Source organism: Amycolatopsis japonica, assembly GCF_000732925.1.
Lineage (GTDB): Bacteria > Actinomycetota > Actinomycetes > Mycobacteriales > Pseudonocardiaceae > Amycolatopsis > Amycolatopsis japonica.
Map to the genome: position 1 here is coordinate 8,343,175 of NZ_CP008953.1, position 15,207 is coordinate 8,358,381.

General features: G+C 69.8%; 13 protein-coding genes and 2 pseudogenes. 1 reads left to right on the forward strand and 14 read right to left on the reverse strand.

The features are described from left to right. Positions 1–140: 140 nt before the first annotated feature. From folK to dacB, 14 genes and pseudogenes are all read right to left on the reverse strand, one after another. The gene (gene folK, locus AJAP_RS38735) at positions 141–629 is read right to left on the reverse strand and encodes a 2-amino-4-hydroxy-6-hydroxymethyldihydropteridine diphosphokinase (RefSeq protein WP_038520890.1); all 489 of its coding nucleotides are present in this window, start codon (positions 627–629) and stop codon (positions 141–143) included. Continuing rightward, positions 626–985, reverse strand: a complete 360-nt coding sequence (gene folB, locus AJAP_RS38740; RefSeq protein WP_020632060.1) for a dihydroneopterin aldolase — start codon at positions 983–985, stop codon at positions 626–628. The genes folK and folB overlap by 4 nt, the downstream gene beginning before the upstream one ends. Then, positions 978–1,820, reverse strand: coding sequence for a dihydropteroate synthase (gene folP / locus AJAP_RS38745; RefSeq protein ID WP_037335215.1), 843 nt, complete (start codon positions 1,818–1,820; stop codon positions 978–980). The genes folB and folP overlap by 8 nt, the downstream gene beginning before the upstream one ends. Beyond that, positions 1,817–2,161 (reverse strand): annotated as a pseudogene (gene folE / locus AJAP_RS38750) (GTP cyclohydrolase I); the annotation flags it as partial. The pseudogene folE and the gene folP, both read right to left, overlap by 4 nt. A 969-nt stretch (positions 2,162–3,130) precedes the next feature. Next, positions 3,131–3,403 (reverse strand): annotated as a pseudogene (locus tag AJAP_RS42660) (GTP cyclohydrolase I); the annotation flags it as partial. Continuing rightward, on the reverse strand, positions 3,372–5,789 hold the full coding sequence (gene ftsH, locus AJAP_RS38760; protein ID WP_016337778.1) for an ATP-dependent zinc metalloprotease FtsH: 2,418 nt from the start codon (positions 5,787–5,789) through the stop codon (positions 3,372–3,374). The pseudogene AJAP_RS42660 and the gene ftsH, both read right to left, overlap by 32 nt. Positions 5,790–5,978: 189 nt before the next feature. Continuing rightward, positions 5,979–6,812, reverse strand: coding sequence for an ESX secretion-associated protein EspG (locus AJAP_RS38765; protein ID WP_038520893.1), 834 nt, complete (start codon positions 6,810–6,812; stop codon positions 5,979–5,981). A 186-nt stretch (positions 6,813–6,998) separates the two neighbouring features. Further along, entirely contained in the window at positions 6,999–7,793 is a 795-nt protein-coding gene (locus tag AJAP_RS38770) for an ESX secretion-associated protein EspG (protein ID WP_038524720.1), read from the reverse strand. Between the two features lie 64 nt (positions 7,794–7,857). After that, the gene (locus tag AJAP_RS38775; RefSeq protein WP_038520895.1) at positions 7,858–9,234 is read right to left on the reverse strand and encodes a WXG100 family type VII secretion target; all 1,377 of its coding nucleotides are present in this window, start codon (positions 9,232–9,234) and stop codon (positions 7,858–7,860) included. A 17-nt stretch (positions 9,235–9,251) separates the two neighbouring features. Further along, positions 9,252–9,617 carry a hypothetical protein gene (locus AJAP_RS38780; RefSeq protein WP_038520899.1) on the reverse strand — a complete coding sequence of 122 codons (366 nt, stop codon included), beginning with the start codon at positions 9,615–9,617 and terminating at the stop codon, positions 9,252–9,254. Positions 9,618–9,761: 144 nt separating this feature from the next. Continuing rightward, positions 9,762–10,325, reverse strand: a complete 564-nt coding sequence (hpt, locus tag AJAP_RS38785; protein WP_016337783.1) for a hypoxanthine phosphoribosyltransferase — start codon at positions 10,323–10,325, stop codon at positions 9,762–9,764. Between the two features lie 13 nt (positions 10,326–10,338). Then, positions 10,339–11,313 carry a tRNA lysidine(34) synthetase TilS gene (gene tilS / locus AJAP_RS38790; protein ID WP_038520902.1) on the reverse strand — a complete coding sequence of 325 codons (975 nt, stop codon included), beginning with the start codon at positions 11,311–11,313 and terminating at the stop codon, positions 10,339–10,341. Continuing rightward, positions 11,310–12,338, reverse strand: coding sequence for a zinc-dependent metalloprotease (locus AJAP_RS38795; RefSeq protein WP_038520905.1), 1,029 nt, complete (start codon positions 12,336–12,338; stop codon positions 11,310–11,312). Before AJAP_RS38795 ends, tilS begins: the two co-directional genes overlap by 4 nt. 100 nt (positions 12,339–12,438) lie before the next feature. After that, positions 12,439–14,496, reverse strand: a complete 2,058-nt coding sequence (gene dacB / locus AJAP_RS38800; RefSeq protein ID WP_148311637.1) for a D-alanyl-D-alanine carboxypeptidase/D-alanyl-D-alanine endopeptidase — start codon at positions 14,494–14,496, stop codon at positions 12,439–12,441. Positions 14,497–14,648: 152 nt separating this feature from the next. On the opposite strand from dacB, the gene AJAP_RS38805 reads away from it, so the two are divergent. After that, entirely contained in the window at positions 14,649–15,167 is a 519-nt protein-coding gene (locus tag AJAP_RS38805; protein ID WP_016337787.1) for an inorganic diphosphatase, read from the forward strand. The last annotated feature ends 40 nt before the right edge of the window (positions 15,168–15,207 follow it).

Sequence of the window (15,207 nt, forward strand, 5' to 3'; positions counted from 1 at the left end):
ACCCGCTACCCGCCCCGCGTTTCGTCCTCTGGATGCAGTGGTCGACTGGGTCGCGAGGGTGCGTTGCGAAAGCCACTTTCGCAACCTCGGGGGGCGTTTAGTCCTCTGGATGCGGTGGTTCGCATCACGAACTACCGCATTCAGAGGACGAAATGCGTGAGGCGGACGGAGTCGCGGTCCGAGGCGGGGCGGGCGGCGAGGAGGCCGGCGACGGGACCGTGGCCGGGAAGCACCGCGTCGGGCTCGATCTCCAGCCAGGGGATCAGCACGCTCGCGCGCTCCGGCGTGCCGGGATGCGGCAGCACCAACTGGGGGTCGTCGGAGCGCACCCCGTCCACGGCCACTATGTCGACATCCAGCGTGCGCGGACCCCACCGGAGTTCGCGCACGCGCTCCGCCGCTTGCTCGGCGGCCTGCCCGGTGCGCAGCCAATCCCAGTGATCGCGCGCCGGGTCGTCGACCAGGACGACGGCGTTGAGGAAGTCCGGCTGGTCCTCGACGCCCCAAGCCTTGGTCTCGTAAACCGACGACACCGCGACGACCGAGGGCCGGACCGCGTCGACGGCGGACCGGAGGTACGCGAGCCGGTCACCCAGGTTGGAACCGAGCGAGAGCAGCGCGCGGCTCATCGCTCCCGCCGCACCGTCACGGCGACGTCGTCGAAGTTCAGCGGGATCGGGGCGGAAGGCTTGTGCACCGTCACCTCGACGGCGGTCAGCCGCTCGTCGCGCAGCACCTCGTCGGCGATCTTCCCGGCGACACTCTCGATGAGGTCGTACGGCTCGCCCGCCACGATCCCGGCGGCGAGCTCCGCCAGTTCGCCGTAGTGCAGCGTCTTGGTCAGGTCGTCGGACGCGGCGGCCGGGCCGAGGTCCAGCCACACCACGATGTCGACGACGAACTCCTGTCCGTCCCGCTTCTCGTGGTCGAAGACCCCGTGCCTGCCGAAGACCCTCAATCCGGTCAACGTGATCCGGTCAGACAACAGGACTCCCCTTCCGCCAAGCCGCCGCGACGGTCACGGCGTCGATACTCGCGCCGACCTCGTGCACCCGCACACCCCAGGCTCCGGCCGCCGCGGCGAGCGCGGACACGGCCGCGGTCGCGTTCTCGCGACCGTCCGGCGGGGCGGGCTTTCCGTCCTTTCCGGACAACAGGCGCCCGAGGAACCGTTTGCGCGACGCGCCGACGAGGACCGGGAAACCCAGTGACAGAAAGGAATCCAGGCCGTTCAACAACGCCCAGTCGTGCTCGGCGTTCTTCGCGAAACCCAGCCCGGGATCGAGCACGATCGCGCCGCGGTCGACGCCCGCGGCGAGTGCTTCGTCCACTCGGGACAGCAGCTCGGCGCGCACGTCCGCGACGACGTCCTCATAGGACGCCAGCGCGTTCATGTCCTTGCTGTGCCCGCGCCAGTGCATCAGCACATACGGGACACCGGTCTCGGCGGCGACCTTCGCCATGTTCGGATCGGCCAGCCCACCGGAGACGTCGTTGATCACGGAAGCGCCGGCCTCGACGGCGGCGAGGGCGACCTCGGCGCGGGTGGTGTCCACGGACATCGCGACGCCGTCGGCGGCGAGCGTGCGGATCACCGGCATGATCCGGGAAATCTCGGTCTCGGCGTCCACCCGGGACGCTCCCGGCCGCGTCGACTCCCCGCCGACGTCGATCAGATCCGCGCCGCGCGCCCACATCTCGTGCGCGTGCTCCAGTGCCTGCTCGACGCCGAGGTAGCGGCCACCGTCCGAAAAGGAATCCGGGGTGACGTTCAGGATGCCCATCACCGCACACCGGCCGGGCCGGGGCAGGGCGGTCATCGACGGCCCTTGATCAGGTCCAGCGCCTCCGCCCGCGAGGACGCCGAAGACTGCAGCAGCCCGCGCACGGCGGACGTCGTCGTCCTGGCGCCGGGTTTGCGGATACCGCGCATGGCCATGCAGAGATGCTCGGCCTCGACCACGACGATCGCGCCGCGGGGTTCGAGTTTGCGCATGAGCGCGTCGGCGACCTGGGAGGTGAGCCGCTCCTGGACCTGCGGACGCTTGGCGTAGAGGTCGACGAGGCGGGCCAGTTTGGACAGGCCGGTGACCTTGCCGTGCTCGTTGGGGATGTACCCGATGTGAGCAACGCCGTGGAATGAAAGCAAATGGTGTTCACAGTTGTGCGTCAGGTGCCCGGCGATCAGGAAGGTCGGGTGGGGTTCGCATTTGAAGCTGTACACCGTGTAGGGCTTGGTTCCCGTGGCTTTCACCGGCCGGACGGACTCTACCTCCACGTAGTCCGACTCGATGAGGTCCGTCGTGTAGTCGTCCTGGGGGAAGCCATGCCGCTCGAACCAGCGGTCAGCGACGTAGAGAACTGAGGCAGGCGCCTTACGCGGCGTGAACCTCGCTCCGATGATCGTGGCCAAGTCTTCGAGGAAAGGGATGTTCGCGCTGGTGATCAGGCGGCCCGGGTGTCGTTTGTCGTCGCAGCCGTCCCCGTCGATGTAGCCATCGAGAAAGCCGTTGAAAGTGCTTCGGTCGTTGAGCACGACCATGGGGAATCGCTGTCGCTGATGGTGGGCATCGCCACCGACGTACTGCCGCATCAGATCCGCGAGGAACGACGAGACGACTCGCACCCGAAATCCCGGAACATCGCGCTCAAGGTAGCCCGACGGTCGCGTGACCGGTTCGAGTTTCGCCTCGATCCCGAAGGCACGATAGAGCGACTCGGCGTACTTTTTTGCGAAGTCGCGGTCGTTCACCACCAGCGAGACGTAGCGCTCGGCGACGGTTCCGTCCGAGCAGGTCGCACCGATGACATAGCCGAAGTCGTAGCCGAACTTCGGCTTCCAGCGATCCCGGCAAAGCTTGCGCGCGTGGGTCCACTCGATGAAGGAACCCTCGACGTCCTTGGCCTCCACCCAGCCCTTGGGCGTCGCCAAAGGATGGTCAGGAGTGACCTTGAAACTTCCGCCTGCGGTCGTGACCTCGACAAGCTCACGAGTCTGGTGCGAGCTGATCTCGGTGACCGTGGTCTCCTCGACCTTGCCACCCGACAGAGTCCACAGCTTGTCACCGACTTCGACCTCGGCCGCCTGCTTACGGCCTCCGACCGCGTTCACCGTCTGCTTGCTCGGCACACAGGTGCTGAACATCGGGATGTCGGTCACGAGCACGAGTTCTTCGTGGGCCTCGTCGAACGTGCGGTCCAGGACGTGGTCCGGTTCGGTGTAGAGACCGGCGAACATTTCCCGGTAAGCGCGAGCGACCCGGGCCGGGGTCTCCAAGAGACCGTCCCGGTCCGGGTCCTCACCACAGGCGAGCAGGAGTTCGCGTACGGCTTTCTCGGCCCGGTCCTGGTCGAAGACCGGGCGGTCGCCGTTATCGCTTGGTGTCGTCCTGTCCGTCGTCACGCCGTTGCTGTCCTTCGTCCTGCTGACCGCCGGGCTGGTCAGCGAACCAGCCGTCGCGCGGGCGGTCTTCGGCGGGACGCCAGGGCTGGTTCGGCTGGCCGCCCGGCTGGGTCGCCGGGGTCCATCCGGGAGGAGCCCCGTAGTTCGGCGGGCCGCCTACGGGCCCACCCTGGTAACCGCCTGCCGGTCCGCCCGGCTGCTGCCCACCATATGCCTGGGGCCAGTGACCGGTGCCGTTCGGCCCGCCGTTGGGGCGACCGCCGTTGGGGTAGGCGCCCGGCGGCGGAGGGGCGTACGGGTTGGCGTTCGGGTCCGGCGGCGGGGCCGGCTGCGTGTACGGCGGGCCGCCGGGAAGGTCGCCGCCGCCCTGCGCGGTGCCGACCGGGGTCGGCGCCGGCTGCAGCACCGGCTGCTCCTTCTTCTCCTCCGGCGGGGGCCACGGCTCGCCGCGCTCCATGGCCAGCTCGCCGGGGGTCTTGATCGGCGGCTTGTCGGACGGCTTCCGGTCGCCGAACTCGTTGAAGATGGTGATGTGCGGGCGCTTCTCGACGGTCGCGAAGATCCGCTCGAGGTCCTTGCGGGTCAGCGTCTCCTTCTCGAGGAGCTCGATGACCAGCTCGTCCAGCACGTCGCGGTAGGTGCTCAGCACGTGCCACGCCTCGGTGTGCGCGGTCTCGATGAGCTTGCGCACCTCCTCGTCGATCTCGTGCGCGACCTCCAGCGAGTAGTCCGCCTGGCGACCGGCCGAGCGGCCGAGGAACGGGTCGCCCTGTTCCTGGCCGTACTTGACGGCGCCGAGCCGGGCGCTCATGCCGTATTCGGTGACCATCGCGCGGGCGATCTTCGTCGCCTGCTCGATGTCGGAGGAGGCACCGGTGGTGGGCTCGTGGAAGACGAGTTCCTCCGCCGTCCGGCCGCCCATCGCGAAGACCAGGCGCCCGATCATCTCCGAACGGGTCATCAACTCCTTGTCGTCCTCCGGGACGAGCAGGGCGTGCCCGCCGGTGCGCCCACGCGGCAGGATGGTCAGCTTGTAGACCGGCTCGATGTCCGGCATCGCCCACGCGGCGAGCGCGTGCCCGCCCTCGTGGTAGGCCGTGATCTTCTTCTCCTTCTCGGAGATGATCCGGCTCTTGCGGGCGGGGCCGCCGACGACGCGGTCGACGGACTCCTCCAGCGCGGCGTCGGTGATCACGTGCCCGTTCTGGCGGGCGGTGAGCAGCGCGGCCTCGTTGAGCACGTTCGCCAGGTCGGCGCCGGACATGCCGACGGTCCGCTTGGCGAGGCTGCTCAGGTCGGTGCCCTGCGCGATCGGCTTGCCCTTGGCGTGCACCTCGAGGATCGCCTTGCGCCCGCGCATGTCCGGCGCGGACACCGGGATCTGGCGGTCGAAGCGGCCGGGGCGCAGGAGCGCCGGGTCGAGGATGTCGGGACGGTTGGTCGCGGCGATCAGGATGATGCCGCCGCGCGCGTCGAAGCCGTCCATCTCGACGAGGAGCTGGTTCAGCGTCTGCTCACGTTCGTCGTGGCCGCCGCCGAGGCCGGCGCCGCGCTGGCGGCCGACCGCGTCGATCTCGTCGACGAAGATGATGCAGGGTGCGTTCTGCTTGGCCTGCTCGAACAGGTCGCGGACTCGCGAGGCGCCGACACCGACGAACATCTCGACGAAGTCGGAACCGGAGATCGTGTAGAACGGCACGCCCGCCTCGCCGGCGACGGCTCGCGCGAGCAGCGTCTTACCGGTACCGGGCGGCCCGTAGAGCAGCACGCCCTTGGGGATCTTCGCGCCGAGCGCCTGGTAGCGCGCCGGGTTCTGCAGGAAGTCCTTGATCTCGTACAGCTCTTCGACGGCCTCGTCGGCGCCCGCGACGTCCCCGAAGGTCGTCTTGGGCATGTCCTTGTTGAGCTGTTTGGCCTTCGACTTGCCGAAGTTGAGGACGCGGTTCCCGCCGCCCTGGGCGTTGTTCATCATCCACATCAGCAGGCCCAGCACCAGCGCCAAGGGGATGGCGAAGATCAGGATCTGGGTGAGGACGTTCTGCTGGGTGACCTTGGTGGTGAACTTGACCGGGTTGTCACCGCTCTTGAGGCCGATGAGCTGGCCGTAGATGGTGCCCGCGACGTTCGCCGGGTACTGCGCGATGATCTGGTCGACCTGCTGGCCGTCGACCTCGATCTTCTTGTTCAGCAGCAGCTTGATCTGCTGCTCCTTGTCCTCTTGCGAGGCTTCCTTGACGTTGTTCGCGGTGATCTGCTGGTTCGCGATCGAGATCGGCACCTGGGTGTAGCCACGATCACTGTCGAAGATCGTGTTGTATGCGAGAAACGCCAGTACCGCCGCGAGAATCCAGAGCACTGGGTTCCTGAGCACGCTCTTCCGGTTCATACGACTCGGCCCTGGTGGCCTCGACCCTTCCTGGTTGGGCGGCTCCTGTGATACCCGCCATCACGATCTTGACGACCCATGGTGCTCCGACACCCGCCCCTCAGGATACCGCCCGCCTGGACGGATGAGGGTGGTGAGCCTCTCGGACGTAAACGGCGGACGCCGCGCGAGGGTTCCCGGAGCCGGGTCTCAACGTGTGTCGACCGCCACACCGGCGGCCATTTCACCCAGCCTCATCCGGAGTGTCTTGACGTCCGCGGGTGAGACGGTGACCCATTCGCGGCCGTCCGGACCGGCCTGTGACGTGCTGAGATAGCGGCCGCTGGCGGTGTCGAACCAGCCGAGGACGCGGGATCGCTGTTTGGCGCCGACGTGGGACCGGCTGTTCGCTGCGAGCTGACCGCCGCGGAGCCTCGGCTGGCCGGTGAGCTTGCCGAACGCCTCGCGCGGGTCCGCGGTGATGCGTTCGCTGAGCGAGACGCGCGGCTTGTCCTTGCGACGGGCCTTCGCCGCTTCGGGCTCTTCGGACTGCTTCGTCGCGTTGATGGCGGCGCGGATCGGCTCCGTGCGGCGGGCGTCGTCGATCGGCAGCGTGATGGACGCCTCCGAACCGCGCTGCCCCGGGGGCAGCAGGTCGACGACCGCGGTCGGGAGCCCGTCGGCGGGTGCCTCACGCAGCCAGATCCCGGACTGGTCCTGGATCGCGATCACCGCGTCGCGGCCGTCGGTGGCGCCGAGCACGGCGATCGTCGGGGCCTGGAAATCGGGGATGTGCAGCGCGTCGATGGTCAGCGAACCGCGGGCGAGGAGGTACAGCCAGTCCTCGATCTTGCGGTCCAGCCGGCCCCGGCCGTCTCGGATGCCGCGGGCCTGGAGTTCGTTGTCGACACGCTGGCGCAGCGCCCGCCGCTCGAGCTCGGTCGCGCCGTGCGACCGGACGCGCAGCGGGTACGGCAGGTCGCCGAGCTCGGCGGACTCCCAGAGGAAGTCGAACGCCATCGGCGTGAAATGTTCCTGGTGCATTGCTCCGTGCCCTCCCGGCACCTCGGCTTCTGGGCCTCGGGACGCCCAGCGGGTTCACGATAGCGAAGGGGTACGACAGTCGTCGTCCGGATGCGGTAAGTGCCCGGGTCGAACGCCATGAAAGGTCCTTTCCTTGCAAATTTTGCAAGGAAAGGACCTTTCATGGCACGGGCGTGAGGGGGCCGGTCAGCGCGCGAGAGACGCTTCGGAAGCGATCTTCCCCAGCATCTCCGTGAGCCGGTGCCGCAACGTCGCCGGATCCGCGGGCGCGATGGTGATCCAGTCCCGTCCGTCGGCACCGCGGGTGGCCTGGGTGAAGTACCGGCCGGACTGCGTGTCGAACCAGCTCAGCACCGAAGACCGGCTCCGCGTGCCGTGCTTGCTGCGCGCGTTCGCGCCGAACTGGCCACCGCGAAGCCGCGGCTGGGCTTGAAGCCGCGACAGGGCCTTGCGGTCCTCGTCGGACGTCGCCGTGCCGTCGATCTGCGGCTGGCGACGCTGGAGGAAGTCCGCCCCCGAAGCGCCGACGAGCCCGTCCAGCGGGAGGGTGATCGACTTCTCCGTGCCGCGGGTCCCCGGCGGCAGGAGGGAGACGATCGCGCTCGCGAGGCCGTCCGGGGCGATGGGGTGGAAGTGGAAACCGCGCGGGTCCTGCACCGTCAGCAGGCCTTGGCCGCCGAGCACGGACGCGACCGCGAGCAGCGGTTCGGTGTTGGGATTGTTGAGCTGGACGCAGTCCAGGCTCAGGTCCGGCCTCGCGAGGACACCGAAGTAGTCCTCGATATGCGGCTCGGGGCGTCCGCGCTCGTCGGCGAGGCGGCGCTGGTTCAGCGACTGGAGCGTCTGCGTGCGCAGGGCGCCGCGCTCGTCCATGGTCGCCCCGTGCGAGCGGAGCCGTAGCGGGTACGGCAGCTCTCCGGCGTTCGCGCTCTCCCAGAGGAAGTCCAGCTCGACCGGGGTGAGCAGTTCACCGTTCGCCATCATCCGCCCCCAAACAAGTCAGCGGGCGCGCGGCCGATCGGCCGCGCGCCCGGTGAAAACCGTTCTAGCGTTCGTCGTCTTCGGTCCAGGCGCCGATGACCGGCGGCGGGGTCGCCTCGTTGGCGCCGAAGGCGTCGTCCGGGTCCGGCTCGATGAGGAACGACGCGTGCGTGTGCTCCTCTTCCTGCTCGGCCTGCGCGCCGTGGGCGCCCATGCCCATGCCGCCGCCCATGCCCTGCATCGGCGGGGTGGCGCCACCACCGATGGTGCCGCTGGAGGACACGATCCCCTGCTGCGGCACGGCCTGGGACGCCGCGCTCTGCGCGGGCCCGCCCTTCTCGGTGGCCGCGGCGTCGGTGCTGTCGGTGTCCTTGGCGCCGGACTTGTTGCCCTGTCCGAGCGTCTTGGCGCCCGCGTAGCCGAGAGCGCCGCCGAGACCGGCCGCGGTGAGGGCCTGGCCGAGTCCGTTGCCGCCGCTCGCCGGGGCGTGCGGGGTCATCGGGGCACCCGCGCCGGAGGCGACGCCGGCACCCGGCGCGACACCGGAAGCCGGCAGGTTGCCCGCGGCGGGGTTGTAGCCGGCCTGCGAGAACACACCCGAGTCCGGACCGGCGTGGATCGGAGCCGCGCCGCTGCCCTGCGCGCCGCCGTAGCCGTGCGTGCCGGCGAGGACGGGGGTGCCGGAGACGGCGCCGGAATTGAGGCCGCCGCCGGCGATGTTGCCGACACCGCTGAACGAAGCGCTGTTGTGCGTGGCGGTCGGCTTCATGCCGAGGGATTCGGGGCCGAAGCTCGGGGTCGAGCTGTCGACCTCGCTCATCTCCTTGGTGTAGGCCTCGAGGAACCTGGCCTGCTCCGCCCGCACTTCCTTGTCCTGGTCGGCGAGGGGCTTCTGGTCGGTGATCATGCCGACCGGGCCCGCCGCCAGCGCCTGGCCCATGGCCTTCTCGGGGCTGTAGTCGGTCGGCTTCGGCATGAGCTTGACCTTGGTGGCGGCGTCGGCCTGCTTCTGCAGCCTGTCCGACATCGTGTGCGCCGCCTCGGAGGCCTGCGAACCCGAGTTCGCGATGGCGACCAGCGAACCCTGCGCGGCCGCCGCGCCCTGCCCGATCCAGGCGGCGCCCAGTTCGGAGATCGCGTTGTAGAGGTCGTTCGACGCCTGGCTCAGCTTGCTGCCGTGCGAGCCCCAGGACTGGCTGATCGCGGTCGCGGTGCTGGGGTCGTTGCCGAGGTTGGCCTGGTTCCACAGGTCCTGGCTGCTCGGCGCGCTCTCCCAGTTCGGCGGGTTCGTGATGGCGCGGTCGGCGCCGATGTCGAAGCCGTCGGAACGGCCTCGCGCGGACGACACGATGTTCGCGGCTTCCGAGTTGTCGCCGAGCTGGACCGGGGTGCTGCTGGTGCTGCTCTCGCCGTAAGAGTCGGCGCTGTGCTTCGGTGGCATGGCTTTCTGACTCCCCCTCAGACGTTCCGGAACGGCTCGGCCGCGGCCTGGTCGATCTCGTGGTAACGGGCCATCGCGGTGACGATGCCGGACTCGGCCGCCTCGTACTGCTGGTAAAGGTTCTGGAGGGCGGCGGTGTAGGAGTCGCCGCCGCCGTCGGCCCGGTTCGCGACCTTCGCCGCGATCGCGTTGCCGACCGGGTTGTTGCCCAGCTTCGGCGCCTGTCCGAGGTCGCCGGCGCTGTGGAGCAGCGCTTCGACGGCGTCCTTGCCGGTGCGGATCTTGTTCAGTGCGGTCTGGGCCGCGTCCGGGTCGATCCCGACCTGCCCCTGAGCCGCGGCGTTCTTGAACGCGTTCGCGTCCGCCAGGCTGCTGTTCCCCATCTGAGCTCTCTCCGTTTCCCCCGGGCCAGGCCACGACGGCTTCGTGGCAAAGGTCTTCGCATAGGTTAACGCACTTGATCGCAGCCTATGACGCGTTCTCCGCGCTCAGGGTTCCGCATTTCCCCACGAACGGGCAAGCGGTTCTCAGGACGTGTAGACGTGCGGATCCAGGGTGCCGATGTAGGGCAGGTCCCGGTAACGCTCCGCGTAGTCCAGGCCGTATCCGACTACGAATTCGTTAGGGATGTCGAACCCGATGTACTTGACCGGTACGTCGACCTTGACCGCCTCCGGCTTGCGCAGGAGCGAGACGACCTCCAGCGACGCCGGGTTCCGGCTCGCGAGGTTCTTCAGCAGCCAGGACAGGGTCAGCCCGGAATCGACGATGTCCTCGACGATGAGCACGTCGCGGCCGGCGATGTCGCGGTCGAGGTCCTTGAGGATCCGCACCACGCCGGACGACGACGTCGCCGAGCCGTAGGAGGAGACCGCCATGAACTCGAGCTGGGAGGGAAGAGGGAGAGCCCTGGCGAAGTCGGTCATGAACATCACCGCGCCCTTGAGCACGCCGACGAGCAGGAGGTCTCCCTGCCCGGAGCCGGGGCCGTCGGCCGGGTAGTCCGCGGCGACCTGTGCGGCCAGCTCGGCGATCTTGTCGTTGATCTGCTGCTCGGTGACGAGCACGGAGGCGATCTCGCCTTCGTACACAGGACGTTCCCCTCTAGGTGGTGGACTGGGGTGTTTCGAGCATGAGCCTGCCATGCGCCCGCTTCGCCACCAAGTCGCCGGGTAGCCAGACCCCGCCCTGACCCCGCCAGTTCCCCACGAGCGCGTCGACCGAACGCAGATGGGCGTCGGTGAGCTCGCGGACCCCGGAGTCCAGCAGCCACCTGCGGAGGACGCGTCGACGCAGGGCGGGCGGTTCGGTGGCGAGCACCGCGACGTCGAGCCCTTCGCCGGTGAAAGCCCTCAGGTGCACGTCGGCGGCGAGTGTGTCCAACGCCTCGGTGTCCTCGCGCAGTTGCGCCGCCGTGCGGGCGAGCGAGGCCGCGACACCGCCGGACAGCACCTCCTCCAGAAGGGGCAGTACTTCCGTCCGTAACCGGACACGGGTGAACCGCGGATCCTCGTTGTGCGGGTCCTGCCACGGGTCGACGCCGAGCGCCGCGCAAGCCAGCCGAGTGGTGGCGCGGGTGACGCCGAGCAGCGGCCGTCCCCATGGCGGGTCGAGCGGCCGCATCCCGGCCAGCGAGCGCGGGCCGGAACCCCGGCCGAGGCCGAGCAAGACGGTTTCGGCCTGGTCGTCGAGGGTGTGGCCGAGCAGGACGAGGCCGTGTCCGTCCGGCAGCGCCGAGCGCAAGGCGCCGTAGCGGGCCCGGCGGGCGGCGGCTTCCGGTCCGCCCGCACCCTCGACGCGCACCTTCAGGACTTCGGCGGTGTCGGCGCCCAGCTCTCGCGCGGTGCTCGCGGCCCGGGCGGCGGTTTCGGCGGAACCGTCCTGAAGGCCGTGGTCGACGACGAGCGCGCGCACCTTCAGCCCCGCGCGGCCGCCGGTGAACGCGGCGGCTTCGGTCAGCGCCAGGGAGTCCGCGCCGCCGGAGACCGCGACGTACACCTCGTCACGCGGGTTTGCCGACGCGAGGAACTCCCGTACGGCCGTCCGCACGGCCGCGATCGCCGGATCGGGTCCGCTCACCCGTGCAGGCGCCGCACCCAGGCCGCCGGATCGCCGATCTCGGCCCTGGTCGGCAGCGTGTTCGGCGACGTCCACACGGCGTTGAAACCGTCCATGCCGACGGCGTCGACGACGTGCTTGGTGAACTTCGCGCCCTGTTCGTACTGGCGCAGCTTCGCGTCCACGCCGAGCAGGCTGCGCAGCACGCGGTCGATCAGGCCGCCGCCCTTGCGCCGGGCGGTGAACCGCGACCGGATCAGCTCGACGCTCGGCACCACCTGCGGCCCGACGGCGTCCATCACGAAGTCGGCGTGCCCCTCCAACAGGGTGGAAAGGGCGAGCAGCCGGTCGAACACCGCGCGTTCGCCCGGCGACTGCAGGAGTTCGGCGAGACCGGCCCCGCCCGCCTTGCCCTTGCCGATCTGCTTGATGGTGTCCGGCAGGCGGCCGACCAGATCGCTCAGCCCGTCCGCGTCCCGGCCGGCGAGCCCGCCGATCAGGCGCTCGACCTCGTCGGCGAAGTAGTCGCGCAGCCAGGTGACCGCGGTGAACTGCAGCCGGTGGGTGCATTCGTGCAGGCAGACCCACAGCCGGAAGTCGTGCCCCGGCACGTCCATCGCGCGCTGGGCGGCGACGACGTTCGGCGCGACGAGCACCAGCTGCCCGGTGCGGTCCGGCCCGCCGAACGGGTCGTACTGCCCGAGCACGCGGGACGCCAGGAAGGCGAGCACGAGTCCGGTCTGGACACCGGCGCCACCGGCCAGCACGGGCGCCAGCGGGCCGCCCTGCGCTTCCGGCAGCGCGCGACCGGTGAGCGCGTCGAGCCCTGCCGCGGCGGAACGGACCCAACCGGGCCTGTCGACGACTTCGGCGGGCAGCAACGGCAGGTCGAGGCCGAGCCCGGTCAGCTCGCGGACGTGCCCCTCGGCCTCGCTCGTCAGGTCACGTAGCTCGGCGACGGCTTCTTCGGCCTCTTCGCGGTCGACCACCGGACCGCCACGCACCAGGAGGGCGCCCGTCGAGGCGGCCAGGGACCAGTCGACCATCGAACGTGTCTTGGTCGGCGTTTCCTCAGTCACTCTTATGACGCTACCCGCTGGAAGACCGGTTTCCGTCCCGAGTTCCTCACGCTCCGATTCCGGTCGCTCACCTGCAGCCGCATTTGTGCAGGGTCGCGGCGACGACGTCGAGCGCCGCCCTGCCCTTGTTCTGGTCCGAACCGGACGACATCAGCGCGAACACCAGCATCCGGCCGTCGGTGTCCAGCACCACGCCCGCCAGGGTGTTCACGCCGGACAGCGTCCCGGTCTTGCCGCGCACCCAACCCCGGCCCGCCGACGACGCCGGGTCGCCGTAGCGCTTCTCCAGCGTCCCGCTGCCACCCGCGACGGGGAGGCCCGCCAGCAGCGGCCGCAGCTTGGGCGTCCTCGGGTCCTTGCCGTCCGGTGCCGCCGCGACCGCGAGGATCTCGCTGAGCACCTTGGCCGGGATCTTGTTCTGGTCGGACAGCCCGCTTCCGTCGTTGATCTGGACCCCGGTGAGGTCGAATCCGGCCTGCTTGAGCACGTCCATCGTCGCGGCCGCGCCGCCGGTGAACGACGGCTCGACGCCCTTCGCGAGCGCGAGCTGGCGGGCGAGGACGTCGGCCATCAGGTTGTCCGAGAGCTGCAGCAGCGAGTTGGCGAACTCGGTCAGCGGCTGCGACTTGACCTCGCCGAGCACCTTCGCGTCCTTCGGCGCCGTCGTCGTACCGCCGGCTTGGGCTTCGAGCTTCCCCGCGATCTTCTGGGTCAGCGCGGCCGCCGGATTCGCGACGCGGGGCGAGTGGTCGTTCTTCGGATCGGTGCGGCCGCCGTCGGCCATCACGGGGAGGACCGGCGCCATGTAGGTGTTCCCGGCGGCGGTGTCCTCCGGGTCCCAGCCCTTCGCCGCCGTCGGCCCCTTGAACAGGCTGATGTCCAGCTGGACCTTGGAGATCTTGCCGCCCACGGCCTTCTTGACCTGGGCGACGAGGTCGTCGACATGCGCCGCGCCCGGGTACAGCGGCGAATCGGTGCCCAGCGGCAACGCGGTCAGCGACGGGTCGCCACCCGCGACGAGGACGACCGTGCCCGGCTCGGCGCCCTGGACGATCTTCGTCGAGAACTGCGTCCCGTGCTCCATCGACAACAGAGCGGCCGCGACGACGAGGATCTTCGTGGTCGACGCCGGGGTCAGCGGGGTGCCGGAGTTCTTGTCCCACAGGACCTCACCGGTCGCCGCGTCCACGACGGTGCCGGTGAGCGTGCCCAGGTCCGGCGCACCGGCGGGGCCGGCCAGCGCGGCCGCGAGACCGTCCTTCGTCGGCCCGGCGCCGTTGATGTCCGGCCCGTGCAGGACGCGGGTGACACCGGCGGGCTTGGGGATCTCGCCCTTCGGCGCGTTCGGCGCCCAGGGCAGGCCGAGCCGGTTCGACACCTTCGGCATCGCGGCGGCGCCGCCCATCCCGGCGAGCAGCAGGACCACGACCAGCGTCGTGATCAGCAGGGCCTTGCGTTTGCGCTTCGGCTTCGGCGCGGGCGCGGATTCGGCCTCGGCGGCCGGGGGCTCCTGAGAAGGCGGCTCGGGCTGCTGGATCCCGACGGTCGCTTCGGCGTCGAAGCGCTCTTCGGCGGGCTCGATGCGGACCGGACGCGCGTGCATGGTCGCGGACGGGACCGGCGCGGGCGACGGCGGCTCGACCCGGCTCGGCTCGGGACGGCGCGGCGGCTGCTGCGGCGGGGGTTCCGGCCGCGGCTCGGGTCTCGCGAGCTCGTGATCCCGCGTCGGCGTCGGGGCGCCCCGGTCGAACTGCTCCCAGTCGGGTTTGTCCGTTTGCCGCGGCTGGACGGGCTGGACGAAGACCGTCTTCGGTGCTTCGGGTTCTTCGGGCTTGACGGCCTCGACCGGCGTCGCGGGCTCGAAGGCGGACCACTGCGGCGTCGGGGTCTCCGGGACGTCGGGCTCCTCCTCCACCTCCACGACGGGCTGGAACCACGAGCCACTTTCGGGTGTGACCTTCGGCACGGCCAGCTCTTCGGTCTTGCCGTTCGCCAGACCCGTCATCGGCAGCCAGACGGTGGCCTCACTCTCCCCCTTGGTGCCCTTGGGCTCGGTGGATGAGGTGTCCTTGTCGTCCGACGGCCACATCGGGACATCGTTTTCCGGCACGCAACACTCCTTCATCCACCGTCCGGGGAAGGGGCCAAGCTCACATACGACCACATCGATGCGACCGCCCGAGCCCCCGTGGTCCACACTAGTGAAGACAAGACGATGATTTCGGTGAGCCGTCCGCGACGGCGGGGCGTACCAAAGACGAGAGCAGCGAGGCCGGCGTGGAATTCGACGTCACTATCGAAATCCCCAAGGGGGAGCGCAACAAGTACGAGGTGGACCACAAGACCGGTCGGATCAAACTCGACCGGACGCTGTTCACCGCCACCCAGTACCCCGCCGACTACGGGTTCATCGACGACACCCTCGGCCAGGACGGCGACCCGCTCGACGTGCTGGTGCTCGTCCAGGAGCCGACCTTCCCGGGCTGCCTGATCCGCTGCCGCGCGATCGGCATGTTCCGGATGACCGACGAGAAGGGCCCGGACGACAAGGTCCTCGCGGTCCCGACGAACGACCCGCGGCTCGAGCACCTGCGCGACATCCACCACCTGAACGAGTTCCACAAGCTCGAGATCCAGCACTTCTTCGAGGTGTACAAGGACCTGGAGCCGGGCAAGAGCGTCGAGGGTTCGACCTGGGTCGGGCGTTCCGAGGCCGAGGCCGAGATCAAGCGTTCGCTCGACCGTGAGACCGACCGGCTGGCCAAGGAGGCCATCGACGGTCCGGCGGCTCACTAGTCGCTTAAGCACCGAAGGGGCCCTTCACCGCATCGCATGC

Excerpts from the sequence above, each read along its gene's own strand:
- AJAP_RS38765 (WP_038520893.1), bottom strand. The coding sequence starts at position 6,812 with ATGCACCAGGAACATTTCACGCCGATGGCGTTCGACTTCCTCTGGGAG.
- ftsH (WP_016337778.1), bottom strand. The coding sequence starts at position 5,789 with ATGAACCGGAAGAGCGTGCTCAGGAACCCAGTGCTCTGGATTCTCGCG.
- folK (WP_038520890.1), bottom strand. The coding sequence starts at position 629 with ATGAGCCGCGCGCTGCTCTCGCTCGGTTCCAACCTGGGTGACCGGCTC.
- AJAP_RS38795 (WP_038520905.1), bottom strand. The coding sequence starts at position 12,338 with ATGGTCGACTGGTCCCTGGCCGCCTCGACGGGCGCCCTCCTGGTGCGT.
- AJAP_RS38775 (WP_038520895.1), bottom strand. The coding sequence starts at position 9,234 with ATGCCACCGAAGCACAGCGCCGACTCTTACGGCGAGAGCAGCACCAGC.
- dacB (WP_148311637.1), bottom strand. The coding sequence starts at position 14,496 with ATGAAGGAGTGTTGCGTGCCGGAAAACGATGTCCCGATGTGGCCGTCG.
- AJAP_RS38770 (WP_038524720.1), bottom strand. The coding sequence starts at position 7,793 with ATGGCGAACGGTGAACTGCTCACCCCGGTCGAGCTGGACTTCCTCTGG.
- folP (WP_037335215.1), bottom strand. The coding sequence starts at position 1,820 with ATGACCGCCCTGCCCCGGCCCGGCCGGTGTGCGGTGATGGGCATCCTG.
- AJAP_RS38780 (WP_038520899.1), bottom strand. The coding sequence starts at position 9,617 with ATGGGGAACAGCAGCCTGGCGGACGCGAACGCGTTCAAGAACGCCGCG.